Raw genomic sequence first — 14,850 nt, forward strand, 5'->3', positions numbered from 1 at the left:
CGGCCGACGCGCGGCCGCCGGGTCGAGGGATCAGAATTGCGTGATCAGAATTTCAGGCGGAGGGTGGCGCCGTAATAACGCGGGTCGCCGACCACGCCGCCATAGCTGTAGGCGGTCGCCTGATCGACCGAAGCGTTGGTGAAATAGAGCTTGTTGAACAGGTTGCGGCCCCAGACCTTGAAGTCCCACACGCCCTTCGCATCGCGGATGCCGATATAGGCGTTCACCAGGCCGTAGGCCGGGATCAGGCTGTAGGGATCGTCGTTGAGCGCACCATAGCTGCTGCTGCGGTGGCTGTAATCGCCGCCGAAATAGGTTTCGGTGTCGAAGCCATAAGCCTTGCCGGTGGCGAAGCCATATTCGGCCGAGGCGTTGTAGACGAATTTCGACACGCCGGCGACGCGCTTGCCGCTGAGATCGCACACCCCGACATTGGCGGCGGTGCGGTCGAGATAGGGGCAGGAGCCGTTGATGTAGGACCGGAAATGGGCGTCGTTATAGGTCGCCGCCGCGGTCAGCCGCAGCCCGTCGATCGGGGTGGCGCGGGCGTCGACCTCGACCCCCTGGGTGCGCACGGTGCCGACATTGGTGATGTAGCTGCGCAGCACCGTCGCACCGTTGATCGTGGTGATGACGTTCTGGTTCGCCTGATAATCCTTGTCGTTCGAGCGGAACAGCGCGGCGTTGAAGGTCAGGCGGTTGTCGAACAGATCGGTCTTCAGGCCGATTTCGAACGCGTCGACGATCTCGGGCTTGAAGGTCTGCGGGGCGGGGCCGCTGGCGAGCTGTACCGGGGCGGCGAGGTTGATGCCCGCCGATTTGAAGCCGCGCGAATAGCCGGCATAGACGTTGATCTCGTTCGTGACCTTGTAGAGCGCGTTGATCGTGCCCGACACCTTCCCGCCCTTGGCCGAGGCGTTGTAGCTGTTCGAGATCGGGTAGCTGCTGTTGCGCTGGTTGACGATCGTCGTGCGCTGCGCCGCGGTCAGCGACGCGAAGATCGGGTCGGTGATCGGGATGCCGTCGACCTGATAGGCGTTGTAATAGCCCGAGCGCTTTTCATAGGTGTAGCGCGCGCCGCCATTGATATCGAGGCGGTCGGTCGCGTGCCAGGTGGCGTTGACGAAGCCCGAATAGCTGCGGGTGCGCGCGAGATAGAGACCGCGCTGGCCGACGCCGTTCAGCGCCTCACTGGGGAAGGCCGCGCCGAGCAGATATTTGGCGGCGTCGGGGCCGAAGGCGTTGTACGGGATCTCGCGGTTGCGCTGCCAGAAATAATAGAGGCCGGCGGTATATTCGAGCGCCTGGCCGCTGGGCGAGGCGATCCGCAATTCCTGGCTGAACTGGCGCTGGAAGGTCGGCAGGTTGCTGGCGGTGGTGATCGCGGCGCCGAGGCGATCGCCGTCGAGCGACGGGGTCCAGTCCCAGAAGCGATAGCCGGTGACCGAGGTCAGAGTGTGGTCGCCGAGCTTCTGGTCGAGCTGGAGCGAGACGCCGCCGGTCTTCATGTCGACGGTGAAGGGGGTGTCGAGATCGGTCAGCCGCGCGCCGGGATCGATCGGCAGCGGGGTGTAGCCGGCATCGCGGGCGCGGTCGTAAAAGTCGCGGGCGACGCCGACGCTGCCGTCGCTGCGCAGCTTGGGCAGGACGCCGCGGGTGAGCTGGAAGCCCGAATATTGGTGCTGATAATTGTAGTCGCCGATCAGCCGCGCCTTGAACGACTCCTCGGGGGTGCGATAGGCGATCTCGCCGCGGACCGCCTCGTTGTGATAATCCTGCCAGTCGGCCTTGAACTTGGTGTTGTAGATGGTGCCGTCGCGATCGGACTTGATGCCGGCGAGGCGGACCGCGAAGCCGGTGTCGCCGATCGGCGCCGACACCGCGACCTTGATCTGGCTGAAGCTGTAATTGCCGTAGCTGAGCTCGCCGCTCGCCTCGGGGGTGTAGGAGGCGGGGTTGGTGTTGACCTCGATCACCCCGGCGACGGTGTTCTTGCCGAACAGCGTGCCCTGGGGCCCGCGCAGCACGTTGACGCTGGCGACGTCGAACACGTCGAACACCGCGATCGACGGCCGGGCATTGTAGACGCCGTTGACATAGACGCCGACGCCCGGCTCGATCCCGCTGTTGACGGTGCCGGCGGTGGTGCCGAGGCCGCGGATCTGGATGGTGATGTTGCGCGGGTTGAAGCCGAGGATCGACAGGCTGGGGACCTGCGCCTGGATCTGGCGGATGCTGAAATTGCCCGACGCCTCGAGCTGGCGCGCGGTGACTGCGGTGACCGCGATCGGCACGCGCTGGAGATTTTCGGCGCGGTGACGCGCGGTGACGGTGATCTCCTCGAGACCCTGGACATCGCCGCCGGCATCGGCGGCGGGGGTCGTGTCGGCGGGTGCGGCATCGGCATCCGCGGTTTCGGCGGCAGACAGGGCGTGGAAGGGAAGCAGGCTGGCGGAGCAGGCGAGCAGGGCCGGGATGAAGACGCGACGAGAAAGCCCATGCGAACGGGTCGTGAAGAACATTGAAATCCCCTTACGTGATGCAAGGGGTATGGGAGCGGTATCCTAATGGATAAACATAGAGTTTCTATGAAAGCGCGAAGCTTTCATCCTGTTTATAGTTTGTGATATCCGGATGAGGATTTTTCATATTGGTGGAAATTATAGATATATGAGGAAAGTAAATAGATTGAGACTGTAATTGATATGTTTTCGTCACCCTGGAATTGTTCTGGGGTCCACTGCGCCGGTGGTGTCCAGCGTCGCGGATGTTGCGCGCGTGGCCCGGTGGACCCCGGAACAAGTCCGGGGTGACGGGTTGGGGAGGCTCCATTGTAGAACGAAACCGGGAGGTGTGAACGCCGCAGCCCCTTACAACCCCGGCAGGTCGAGCCCGAACCTGTCCGCGCAGGCGATCGCGTCGTCATAGCCGGCGTCGGCGTGGCGCATCACGCCGGTGGCGGGGTCGTTCCACAGCACCCGTTCGAGCCGCGCCGCGGCCTCGGCGGTGCCGTCGGCGACGATCACCATGCCGGCATGCTGCGAGAAGCCCATGCCGACCCCGCCGCCATGGTGGAGCGACACCCAGGTCGCGCCGCTCGCGGTGTTGAGCAAGGCGTTGAGCAGCGGCCAGTCGCCGACCGCGTCGGAGCCGTCGCGCATCGCCTCGGTCTCGCGGTTCGGGCTGGCGACCGATCCCGAATCGAGATGGTCGCGGCCGATCACCACCGGCGCCTTGAGCTCGCCGCGCGCGACCATCTCGTTGAAGGCGAGGCCGAGCCGGTGGCGGTCGCCGAGGCCGACCCAGCAGATCCGCGCCGGCAGCCCCTGGAAATGGATGCGCTCGCGCGCCATGCCGAGCCAGCGGTGGAGGGCGGCGTTGTCGGGGAGCAGTTCCTTCACCTTGGCGTCGGTCCTGTAGATATCCTCGGGATCGCCCGACAGCGCGACCCAGCGGAATGGGCCGATCCCGCGGCAGAACAGGGGACGGATATAAGCGGGGACGAAGCCGGGGAAGGCGAAGGCGTCGGCGACGCCCGCGTCCTTGGCGACCTGGCGGATATTGTTGCCATAATCGACGGTGGGGACGCCGGCCGCCTGGAAATCGAGCATCGCCCGGACATGGACCGCCATCGATGCCTTGGCGGCGTCGGACACCGCCTTCGGATCGCGTTCGCGGGCTTCGAACCACTGGTCGAGGGTCCAGCCGATCGGCAGATAGCCGTTGACCGGGTCGTGCGCCGAGGTCTGGTCGGTCAGCAGGTCGGGGCGGATGCCGCGGCGGAACATCTCGGGTAGCAGCTCGGCGGCGTTGCCGAGCAGCCCGACCGACACCGGCTTGCCGTCGGCCTTTGCCCGATCGAGGATCGCCATCGCCTCGTCGATCGTGTCGGCCTTCGCGTCGAGATAGCCGGTGGCGAGCCGCATCGCGATCCGGCTCGGCTGGCATTCGATCGCGACGCACGAGGCGCCCGCCATCACGCTCGCCAGCGGCTGCGCGCCGCCCATGCCGCCGAGCCCCGCGGTCAGCAGCCAGCGGCCGCCCAGATCGCCGGCGTAATGCTGGCGGCCCATCTCGACGAAGGTCTCGTAGGTGCCCTGAACGATGCCCTGGCTGCCGATATAGATCCACGAACCCGCGGTCATCTGGCCGTACATCATCAGGCCCTTGCGATCGAGCTCGGCGAAATGCTCCCAGTTCGCCCAGTGCGGCACGAGGTTCGAATTGGCGAGAAGCACCCGCGGCGCGTCGCGGTGGGTGCGGAATATCCCGACCGGCTTGCCCGACTGGATCAGCAGGGTCTGGTCGTCGTCGAGCCGGCGCAGCGCCGCTGTGATCCGGTCATAGCTTTCCCAGTCGCGCGCGGCGCGGCCGATCCCGCCATAGACCACCAGCTCGTGCGGATTCTCGGCGACCGCGGGATCGAGATTGTTCATCAGCATCCGCAGCGGCGCCTCGGTCAGCCAGCTTTTCGCCGACAGCGCGGTGCCGGTCGCGGCGTGGATCGTGCGGCTATTGTCGAGACGGGTCATGCGGAGCCTTTCGCGAAGCGGGTGGCGGCGGCGAGGATCGCGGCGAGATCGGCGCGCAACGGAGCCGCGCGCGCGGCGTCCCAGGCGGGCGGCCAGTTGGTGTCGTCGGGCGCGCCCGCGGGTTCGTCGAGATAGGCGCGCATCGCGATTTCCATCTGGATCGCGTGGACCCCGTCCCGTGGCCGGCCATAATGGCGGGTGGTCCAGCCGCCGCGGAAGCGGCCGTTCAGCACATGGCTGCGCCCCGCGCAGGCGCCGAGCACCGCGCTGGCCAGCGCGGGATCGCAGGTCGCGCCATGGTCGGTGCCGATGTTGAGTTCGGGCAGTTCGCCGTCGAACAGCCGCGGCACCCGGCTGCGGATCGAATGGCAGTCATAGACGACGATGCGCGGGTGGAGCGCGCGCAGCCGATCGATCTCGGCCTGGAGCGCGGCATGATAGGGATCGAACCAGGCGGCGCGCCGCGCGGCGATGTCGGGGGCCTCGCCGGCGCGGTAGAGCGGCTCGCCGTCGAAGGTCTCGGTCGGGCACAGGCCGGTGGTCGCCTGGCCCGGATAGAGCGACGCGCCCGACGGATCGCGGTTGCAGTCGACCAGGCTGCGCGACGTGCCGGTGCGGATCAGGGTGGCGTCGGCGAGCCCGCGGTAGAGATCGAAGATATGCCAGTCGGCATCGCGGATCGCCCACCAGCGCGACCGGAACTGCGCCGCGTCGTCGCCGAGTGCGGTGCCGCCGTGCGGAAAGGCGAGGATCAGGGGCGCATCGTTGCGCTCGACATGGAGCCAGCTCATGGTTCGAGCCCGGGCAGCGGGCCGGCCGCGTCGAGCAGCTCGGGGGCGCGGACCAGCGCGATCGCCGCGGCCATGTCGGGGGCCATATGGCGGTCGTCGACCAGATGCGGCACCCGCGCGCGCAGCAGCGCCCGCACCGCCTCGACCGGCGCGCTCGACAGCAACGGCGCGTGGAAGTCGCAGCCCTGCGCGCCCGCCAGCAGCTCGATGCCGAGGATCGCATCGACATTGGCGGCCATGTCGAGCAGCCGCCGGCTGCCATGCCCCGCCATCGACACATGATCCTCCTGATTGGCCGAGGTCGGGATCGAATCGACGCTCGCCGGCATCGCCCGCTGCTTGTTCTCGCTGACCAGCGCGGCGGCGGTGACCTGGGGGATCATGAAGCCCGAATTGAGCCCCGGGCGCGGGGTGAGGAAGGCGGGCAGGCCCGACAGCGCCGGATCGACCAGCATCGCGATTCGCCGCTCGGCGAGGCTGCCGATCTCGCACAGCGCCATCGCGATCATGTCGGCGGCGAAGGCAACCGGCTCGGCGTGGAAATTGCCGCCCGACAGCGCCTCGTCGGTGTCGGCGAAGATCAGCGGATTGTCGCTGACGCCGTTCGCCTCGGTCACCAGGGTCGTCGCCGCCTGGCGGAGCATGTCGAGGATCGCGCCCATCACCTGCGGCTGGCAGCGCAGGCAATAGGGATCCTGGACGCGCAGGTCGTCCTGGCGGTGCGAGGCGCGGATCGCCGAGCCTTCCATCAGCCCGCGCAGCGCCGCGGCGGTCTCGATCTGGCCGCGATGGCCGCGCAGCGCGTGGATGCGCGGATCGAACGGCGCGTCGGTGCCCTTGGCCGCCTCGGTCGACAGGATGCCGGTGACGAGCGCGGCGCGGTAGAGCCGCTCGGCCTCGAACAGCCCGGTCAGCGCATAGGCGCAGGAGAATTGGGTGCCGTTGAGCAGCGCCAGCCCTTCCTTGGGGCCTAGCTCGAGCGGTTCGAGCCCCGCCGCCGCCAGCGCCTGCGCCGCCGGATAGATCCGGCCTTCGACGCAGATCTCGCCGACCCCGATCATCGCCGCGGTCATATGCGCGAGCGGCGCCAGGTCGCCCGAGGCGCCGACCGATCCCTGGCAGGGCACCACCGGGATCAGCCCGCGATCGATCATCGCCGTTAGCAGCGCGATCGTAGCCGGCCGGACCCCCGACGCGCCATGGACGAGGCTGGCGAGCTTGAGCACCATCATCAGCCGGGTGACCGCGACCGGCATCGGCGCGCCGACGCCGGCGGCATGGCTCAGCACGATGTTGCGCTGGAGGGTGGCGAGATCCTCGGCCTCGATGCGGACGCTGGCGAGTTTGCCGAACCCGGTGTTGATCCCGTAGACCGGCTCGCCGCGCGCGAGGATCCGCTCGACCGCGGCGGCGCTGGCGGCCACGCGGCGGCCATGATCGGGGTCGAGCGCGACCGCGGCGCCCCGGTGGATGCTGCGCCATCCGGCATAGTCGACCTTGCCGGGGACCAGGGTGATCATCTCAGGCGGCTCCGTCGTCATCGTCGTTCCACACCAAGGGGAACAGGGGATCGTCCATCGGCGCGCCGGCGGGCAACCGGTCGGCGAGGCCGGGAAATTCGGGCGAGGTCGTCCAGCCGCGCGGGGCATGGCGGGCATCGTCGCCGAGATAGCGCACCGAGAAGACCCGCCGCTGCCGGCGCGCGCCGCCCGAACTGTGCAGCGCGAGCATGTGGAAGGCGATCGCGTCGCCGGGCTCGACCGGCCAGCCGATGATCGGATGTGCGGCGCGGTCGGCGTCGATATCGGGGAGGTCGGCGAGCGCACCCTCGGGGAACCAGTGCGCTTGCCCAGTCATGAACGACCGCGGCATCAGCCACGGCCCGAGATGCGATCCGGCGACGAAGTCGAGGCTGCTCGCGCGGTCGACCGGGTCGACCGGAATCCAGAAGCTGACATTCTGGCGGCCCGCGACATTGTAATAAGGCTGGTCCTGGTGCCACGGGGTCGGCTGGCGGGTGCCGGCGGCCTTGGTCAGCATATGGTCATGGTAGAGCCGCACCGTCCGGCTCTGCATCAGCCCGGCGGCGATCCGCGGCAGCGCGGAGCAGCAGATGATCGCGCGATAGGCGGGATTGGCCTGCCAGGTGCAGAAATCCTCGACGAACAGGCCGGGATCGCCGGCGGGGCTGGCGATCTTGGCGCGGTCGCTCGGGCGCGCCAGATTGGCGTCGATGCCCTGCCGCAGCCGATCGACCTCGGCCGGGGTCAGCACCCCCTTGAGCAGCACCGCGCCGTCGCGCGCGAAATCGGCGACAGGATCGGTCATGCGCCGCGCCACACCCGCGCGGACAGGCCGTTCTGGCCGATCCGATAGACCAGCTCGGCGGGGTCGGCGACGTCCCAGATCGCGAGGTCGCACGCCTTGCCGGGCTCGAGGCTGCCGATGTCGGCCTGCAGCCCGAGCGCGCGGGCGGCGTTGACGGTGACCCCGCGCAGCGCCTCGGCGACGGTCAGGCCGAACAGGGTCGCGGCCATGTTGAGCATCAGCAGCAGCGAGGTCACGGGCGAGGTGCCGGGGTTGCAGTCGGTCGCGATCGCGATCGGCACGCGGCGATCGCGCAGCAGCGCGACCGGCGGACGCCGGGTCTCGCGCATGAAATAATAGGCGCCGGGCAGCAGCACTGCGACCGTGCCGGCGGCGGCCATCGCCCGCACATCGGCCTCGTCGGCATGTTCGAGATGGTCGGCCGAGAGCGCGCCGTGTCGCGCGGCGAGGCTGGCACCATGGAGCGCGGAGAGCTGCTCGGCGTGGAGCTTGACCGGCAGGCCGGCGGCGGCCGCCGCCTCGAACACCCGTTCGGTCTGCGCGGGCGAAAAGCCGATCCCCTCGCAAAAGGCGTCGACCGCATCGGCGAGGCCCTGCGCGGCCGGGATCATCTCGCGGCAGACCAGATCGACATAGGCATCGGCGTCGCCGGCATATTCGGGCGGCAGCGCATGCGCGCCGAGCAGGGTCGTGGCGACACCGACCGGCCGCGCCGTGCCGAGCGAACGCGCGGCGCGCAGCATCTTGAGCTCGTCGGCGACGGTCAGGCCATAGCCCGATTTGATCTCGACCGTCGTCACCCCTTCGGCGATCAGCGCGTCGAGCCGGGGCAGCGCAGTCGCGACCAGCTCGGCCTCGGTCGCGGCGCGGGTGGCGCGCATCGTCGAGAGGATGCCGCCGCCGGCGCGGGCGATATCCTCATAGCTGGCGCCGTCGAGCCGCATCGCCCATTCGTTCGCGCGGCTGTCGGCATGGACGAGATGGGTGTGACAGTCGATCAGCCCGGGGGTGATCCAGCGCCCGCCACAGTCGATCGTCTCGCCTGCTGCGGGTGCATCGGCGGCCGGGCCGGCAAAGGCGATCCGCCCGCCCTGCGCCGCGATCGCGCCATGTTCGACGACGCCCAGCCCGTCACCGGTCATCGTCGCGAGTCGGGCATTGGTCCAGAGGCGATCCATGGCGCCGAGTGTTGCGCCTTGTCGTCATTATGTCTAGACATAATATGCATAGACAGAGGACGGAGACGATGATGCGGCATCTCTGGTTCGAACAGGCCCTGCTGCCCGGCGGCTGGGCGCGGGGGGTGCGGATCGGCATCGATGCGATGGCGATCGCATCGGTCGAAACCGGCGCCGCCCGCCTGCCGGGCGACGAGCGCCACGGCGCCGCGCTGCCGGGCCTGTGCAATGTTCACAGCCATGGCTTCCAGCGCGGCATGGCCGGACTGTCCGAACGGCGCGGGCGGCCCGACGACGATTTCTGGAGCTGGCGCGAGATCATGTACCGCTTCCTCGACCGGCTGACCCCCGACGATATCGCCGCGATCACCGCCCAGGCCTATGTCGAGATGCTCGAATCGGGTTTCACCCGGGTCGGCGAATTCCATTATCTCCACCATCAGGCTGACGGGTCGCCCTATGCCGATCGCGGCGAGACCGCGGGGGCGATCGTCGCCGCGGCCGAGGCGACCGGCATCGGGCTGACGCTGCTGCCGGTGTTCTACGCGCATGGCGATTTCGGCGGCGCGGCGCCGTCGCCTGGGCAGCGGCGCTTCCTGTCGGACATCGACGGCTTCGCGGCGCTGGTCGACAGCAGCCGGGCGAAGCTGTCGGGGGACATGCGGCTGGGGATCGCCCCGCATTCGCTGCGCGCGGTGACCCCCGCGCAGCTGCGCGCGATCATGCCGCTCGCCGCGGGCGGTCCGCTCCACATCCATGCCGCCGAGCAGATTCGCGAGGTCGAGGCGTGCCTCGCGTGGAGCGGCGCGCGGCCGGTCGAATGGCTGCTCGACAATGTCGCGGTCGATGCCCGCTGGTGCCTGATCCACGCCACCCATCTGACCGGCGACGAAGCCGACCGGCTGGCGGCGAGCGGGGCGGTGGCGGGGCTGTGCCCGGTGACCGAGGCCAATCTGGGCGACGGCATCTTCCCGGCCGAACGCTACCTCGCCGCCGGCGGACGGATCGGGATGGGAACCGATTCGAACATCCTCGTCGACGCCCCGGCCGAACTGCGCGCGCTCGAATATTCGCAGCGCCTCGCCGCGCGCCGCCGGGCGCTGCTCGCCGACGACGCCCATCCGTCGGTCGGCGAGCACATCTTCACCGCGGCGCTGGCCGGCGGCGCGCAGGCGTTGGGGGGGAAGGCGGGCCTCGCGGTCGGAATGCCGGCCGATATCGTCTCGCTCGATCTCGATCGCCCGGCGATGGCCGGCGCGACCGCGGACACGATGCTCGACCGCTGGATCTTCGCCGGCGGCGGGGTCGACGGCGTGTGGCGGGCGGGGCGCAAGCTGGTCGAGGGCGGCCGCCATGTCGCGGCGGCCGGGGTTGCCGACCGCTATCGCCATCGCCTATCCGCGCTGCTGGCATGACCCTGGAACAGCGTATTCGCGGCGATATCGAGGCGCGCATCCAGTCGGGCGAATGGCGGCCCGGCGACCGCATCCCGTTCGAACATGAACTGGTCGAAACCTATGGCTGCGCCCGCGCCACCGTCAGCAAGGCGCTTGAGGGGCTGGCGCGCGCCGGGCTGATCGAACGGCGGCGCAAGGCGGGATCGTTCGTCGCCCACCCGCCGGTCCATTCGGCGGTGCTCGACGTCCCCGACCTGCCGCAGCTCGTCCGCGAACGCGGCGAGGCCTATCGCTGGGATCTGGGCACCCGCAAGCCCTTGTCGGGCGCGGCGATCCCGGCCGAAAGCGGTATGAACGGCCCTGCCTTGCTGGTCGAGGGAATCCACTGGGCGGCGGCCGAGCCGATCTGCTTCGAGACCAGGCTGATCGCGCTCGATGCGGTCGCCGATGCCGCGCAGGAAGGCTTCGTCGAGACCCCGCCCGGCACCTGGCTGCTCCAGAAGACCCCCTGGACCCGCGCGCGCCACCATATCCGCGCGGTGCCCGCCGGCCGGGCGGCGGCGAAGAAGCTGCTCGTCCCCGCCGGCACCGCCTGCCTGCAGATCCAGCGCTGGACCTGGCGGGCCGACCTGCCGGTGACGATGGTGACCCAGATCTTCCCCGGCGAGCGCTACGACCTGGTCGCCGAGTTCAAGCCGGGGAGCTGACTGCGGATCCGCAGACTTCCGCCAATATGGGGCCAATATGGGGGATGTGCCGGCTTTCCCGGTTCCGGCGGTCGCGGTAAGGAACATGGTGCGTCTCGGCGGGGGCCCGGCGCATCGGGGGAAGGCATGGCCGAGCCGGTACGTCTGCTGATCTGGGATCTCGACGACAGCTTCTGGACCGGGACGCTGTCCGAAGGTGGCATCGTCTGGCGCGACGAGACCGCGCGGATCGTGATCGAGCTGGCGCGGCGCGGGATCATGAGCAGCATCTGTTCGAATAACGATCCCGCCGCGGTCGAGGCGGTGCTGCGCGACCATGGCCTGTGGGACCATTTCATATTCCCGAGCATCGCCTGGACCGCCAAGGCGCCGCGGCTCGCGGCGATCCTCGATCGGTGCCAGCTTCGCGCGGCGACCGCGGCCTTCGTCGACGACAATATCGCCAATCTCAACGAGGCCGGCTATTATCTGCCCGACCTGCAATTGATCGATGCGACGGCGGTGTCCGGCCTGCTCGACGACCCGCGCTTCGCCGGCAAGCCCGATCCCGATTGCGAGCGGCTGGCCCAGTATAAGCTGCTGGAGCGCCGCGACGTCGCGCAGGTGCGGAGTTCCGGCAGCGCCACCGACTTCCTGCGCGCCAGCCATATCCGGGTCCGGCTCGATCAGAATGTCGAGGCCGATCTCGACCGGGCGATCGAACTGCTCAACCGGACCAACCAGCTCAACTATACGAAACGGCGTCTCCCCGAGGATCGGGACGAGGCGCGCCGCATTCTCGGCGAACGGCTCGCCCATCACGAGATCAGCGCCGCGCTGGTCCATGTCGGCGACGATCATGGCGACTATGGCATCTGCGGGCTGCTGATCATGCGCACCGCTTCGTCAGACCGGCATCTGCTCGATTATTGCTTCAGCTGCCGGATTCTCGGCATGGGGGTGGAAAGCTGGCTCTACGACCGGCTCGGCCGGCCGTGGATCGAGGAGGTCGGGCCGGTCGCGGCCGCACTGGGGCCGGCGGGCTCGGTCGACTGGATCGGCGAGGATGACGGTAGCGTTGCGGCACGGGCGGCGGCGCAACCCGGCATCGGCACGGTGATCCTGCGCGGCGGCTGCGATATCATGCCCCTCGCTTATTATTTCGAATCCTGTTCGCGGCGGGTCGTCGGCGAATTCAACCTGCTGCGCGACGGCATGGAGATCAGGCGCGACCATCTCGCCAATCTGCGGCTCGCGCTCGACGGCGTCGATGCCCGGACGATGGCGGCGCTCGACCGGCTCGGCTATCGGCCGGAGGATTTCCGCACCGCGCTGGCCGATATCGGCCCCGAGGTCGATGCGGTGATCCTGAGCCTGGCGATCGACGCCGCGGTGCCGGTCCATCGCCACCGCATGCTCGGCTTCCGCACCCCGGTCCTGCCCCCCGCGACGCCGTCGCCGGTGCAGGCCGAACTCGCCACATATTATCGGCAGGAAGGCCTCGGCCATCAGGCGTTCGTCGACGATCTGACGGTCGCGCTGCGGCGTGTCCCGGCGACCGCGCGGCTGTTCGTCGTCGGCATCAACGATCGTCCGCGCGGCTGGGCGCCCGGCGCGCCGCTGCTGCGCGTCGAGGCCGAGATGAACGGCTGGATCCGCGAGGCGCTCGCGCCGTTTCCGCACGCCATGTTCGTCGATCCGCGACAATTCGTCGAAGATGAGGCCGAGATCGCCGCCGACCATGCCGGCCATTTCAACCGGCTCGTCTATCATCGCATGTTCGAACATATCGCCGGACAGATCCGGGCGCCTGGCGGCGGCGGTCCCGACCCGTCATGGTCGCTGATCCTGCCCGATTTCGACGAAGACGCGGATATGTCTATCCCATAGCCGCGCTGCGCAGCGCCGGGGAAGCCGCGATGTCCGTCCCCGCCTTGGCCGGCAACGCCTGCAGCAGTGCGGTGATCTGATCGGCCATGCGCTTGTAGGCCATGCGCTCATAATGGTTGCCGCCGACCAATATCTCGGCCTCGTCCTCGATCGCCCGTGCGAAGGACGCGATGCCGACGAAGGGCGGCAGATCGAGCATTTCGATCAGCCGGTTATAGTGATGGACCCATGGCGCGTGGCGGAGAACGCCGTCTTCGTACCGGGTCCGGTCGTCGTCGAGCATCAGCACGAGCCGCGAACCGGGTGGAATGCGGCGGAAAATCTCCGTCATGGCGGTGATGACCTCCACGTCGGTCGGGCCGGGCACGCTGCGGTAGATCGATCTGACATGGCGCGCGGTCGCCTCTGCGATCCCGCCCGCCTCGGCGGTCAGGCCGGCGCTTTCGATATGACCTGCCAGTTCCCCACCGCTGATCCCGGTGAGATCGACCGGCGGGAAGCCATTGATTTCGAGCCTGACTTCCCAGCCATGTATCTTGTGGCGATAGCGATGCGGACCGGGCGCGTCATATTGTCCGCCGAACACGAAAGCCGCGCCGGCGGGAGCGTCGTCAAAAAATCGGCTGGCCAGCAGCTCGGGCGGGACCGCCAGCGCTTCGGCTTCGCGATCGAACAATGCGCCGCGGCGATCGCAGGCTGACAGCAGCAGCGATGCGCCGTTCAGCCGGAAGAAGCTGGACCCGGCGTGGAAATTGCCGGTGACGACGAGCCTGTCTGCGACATGGGTCAGATAATGGCCGATCGACGCGGATTCGCAGCCGCCATGGACCCGGATCTCGGGCGCGACATGGGCCGATATGCGATCGCCGGCGCGGTCGGTGGCGATCGCGATCCAGTCGACCGGCATCTGCTTCGAAAGATCGATCAGGACCGGCGCGGCGATGTCGATGTTCGGGCGCTGCAGCCGATCGTAGAGCCAGCTCTCGACATACATGCCCAGCACCCGGCACGAGAAGCAGAAGTGGATCAGCCGCTGGGAAAGCCGATGCCGCGTGGGATCCACGACGCCGTTTTCGAGCATGAAGAAGCCGACGAAGCCATAGTCGCCATAGCGGTCGGAGACATGGACCAGCCCGCTCTGCCGCCAGCGATCGTCGACGTCCTCGCGCAACCGGGCGCGGGCGGCTTTGTCGTCTTCGGGCAATCTTCGCTTGGTGAAGTTGAGCTGGTTGGTGCGGTTCACCAGTTCGACCGCGCGGTCGAGATGTGCGAGGACGTCATATTCGATGCGGACACGAATGTCGCTCTGGCGCAGGAAGTCGAGATTCGATCCCGCGGTCCTGCCGCGGTCGACGTTGCGCGCCTCCAGCAACTTATATTGCTTCAGCCGGGTGAATTCGGGGTCGGGCTTGCCGATGAAGCGCGGATCGTCGAGCATCTGCGCCGTGAACGTCTCGTCGGCCAGCTGAAGTCCCGGCGCCGCCATCGCCGCCTCGGCGCGGTTGCCGTGATGATCGTCGATGAACAATATATTTTCCGGCCGCAATTGCGCGACCCTGATCAGATCGGTGATGCGCGGGCCCTTCGGCGCCCACGAGATGCTCGGGAAGATGAAGAACTGCGCGATGCCCTGCTGTTGCAGGATCTTTAGCGCGGTCGCGGCGTCGTTGCGCGAGCAGATCGAGCTCATGATCCCGCGCCGGGCCAGCGCGATCACCAGGTCATGATGGGCCTTCACATAGATGATGCGGGGATGGTCGACGATCGTGCCACGCCAGAATGTCTCATCGAGATCCCAGATCACGAGTTTGACGGGTTCGACCACGGGATGGTTCCAGTGCGCGTGTTGGTCGCCGCGTCGGCCCCATCCGGGCGGCTGACGCGCAGTTTATGGCGATAAGGGGCGATGCACAATGGAGGATGCAAATAGATCGCATCGACGCGATGGATGATATGATGGGCTGGAACCAAATCATATCGAACTCATCGCAATATTGTCGACGGACATGTGTCTTGCTCGTCGCGCGGTTGGGGCGCTATTCGTTCGG

10 protein-coding genes are annotated in these 14,850 nt (G+C 68.2%); 3 read left to right on the plus strand and 7 right to left on the minus strand.

Annotation, left to right across the window (positions count from 1 at the left end):
* Nucleotides 1-44 precede the first annotated feature (44 nt).
* The 6 genes from AC1RM6_RS11210 to hutI form a co-directional block, all read right to left on the minus strand.
* Nucleotides 45-2,522 (minus strand): TonB-dependent receptor, encoded by a 2,478-nt coding sequence (locus AC1RM6_RS11210; RefSeq protein WP_493101117.1) that lies wholly within the window; start codon nucleotides 2,520-2,522, stop codon nucleotides 45-47.
* A 348-nt stretch (nucleotides 2,523-2,870) separates the two neighbouring features.
* Entirely contained in the window at nucleotides 2,871-4,532 is a 1,662-nt protein-coding gene (gene hutU / locus AC1RM6_RS11215) for a urocanate hydratase (RefSeq protein ID WP_493101119.1), read from the minus strand.
* Nucleotides 4,529-5,323: an N-formylglutamate deformylase gene (gene hutG / locus AC1RM6_RS11220; RefSeq protein WP_493101122.1), complete on the minus strand. Its 795-nt coding sequence runs from the start codon at nucleotides 5,321-5,323 to the stop codon at nucleotides 4,529-4,531. Before hutG ends, hutU begins: the two co-directional genes overlap by 4 nt.
* The gene (hutH, locus tag AC1RM6_RS11225; protein WP_493101124.1) at nucleotides 5,320-6,843 is read right to left on the minus strand and encodes a histidine ammonia-lyase; all 1,524 of its coding nucleotides are present in this window, start codon (nucleotides 6,841-6,843) and stop codon (nucleotides 5,320-5,322) included. The genes hutG and hutH overlap by 4 nt, the downstream gene beginning before the upstream one ends.
* Nucleotide 6,844: 1 nt before the next feature.
* Nucleotides 6,845-7,651, minus strand: coding sequence for a phytanoyl-CoA dioxygenase family protein (locus AC1RM6_RS11230; RefSeq protein ID WP_493101125.1), 807 nt, complete (start codon nucleotides 7,649-7,651; stop codon nucleotides 6,845-6,847).
* Nucleotides 7,648-8,829 carry an imidazolonepropionase gene (gene hutI / locus AC1RM6_RS11235; protein ID WP_493101127.1) on the minus strand — a complete coding sequence of 394 codons (1,182 nt, stop codon included), beginning with the start codon at nucleotides 8,827-8,829 and terminating at the stop codon, nucleotides 7,648-7,650. The genes AC1RM6_RS11230 and hutI overlap by 4 nt, the downstream gene beginning before the upstream one ends.
* Nucleotides 8,830-8,900: 71 nt before the next feature.
* Here hutI and AC1RM6_RS11240 point away from each other — a divergent pair, with 71 nt between their 5' ends.
* The 3 genes from AC1RM6_RS11240 (at nucleotide 8,901) to AC1RM6_RS11250 (ending at nucleotide 12,802) form a co-directional block, all read left to right on the plus strand.
* Entirely contained in the window at nucleotides 8,901-10,244 is a 1,344-nt protein-coding gene (locus tag AC1RM6_RS11240) for a formimidoylglutamate deiminase (protein WP_493101565.1), read from the plus strand.
* The gene (hutC, locus tag AC1RM6_RS11245; RefSeq protein ID WP_493101129.1) at nucleotides 10,241-10,933 is read left to right on the plus strand and encodes a histidine utilization transcriptional repressor HutC; all 693 of its coding nucleotides are present in this window, start codon (nucleotides 10,241-10,243) and stop codon (nucleotides 10,931-10,933) included. Before AC1RM6_RS11240 ends, hutC begins: the two co-directional genes overlap by 4 nt.
* A gap of 126 nt (nucleotides 10,934-11,059) precedes the next feature.
* Entirely contained in the window at nucleotides 11,060-12,802 is a 1,743-nt protein-coding gene (locus tag AC1RM6_RS11250) for a hypothetical protein (RefSeq protein WP_493101131.1), read from the plus strand.
* On the opposite strand, the gene AC1RM6_RS11255 is transcribed toward AC1RM6_RS11250, so the two are convergent.
* Nucleotides 12,792-14,627, minus strand: a complete 1,836-nt coding sequence (locus AC1RM6_RS11255) for a hypothetical protein (RefSeq protein ID WP_493101133.1) — start codon at nucleotides 14,625-14,627, stop codon at nucleotides 12,792-12,794. The two genes, AC1RM6_RS11250 and AC1RM6_RS11255, sit on opposite strands and share 11 nt — an antisense overlap.
* Nucleotides 14,628-14,850: the final 223 nt, after the last annotated feature.

This window comes from Rhizorhabdus sp. GW822-FHT03C02 (genome assembly GCF_058801765.1).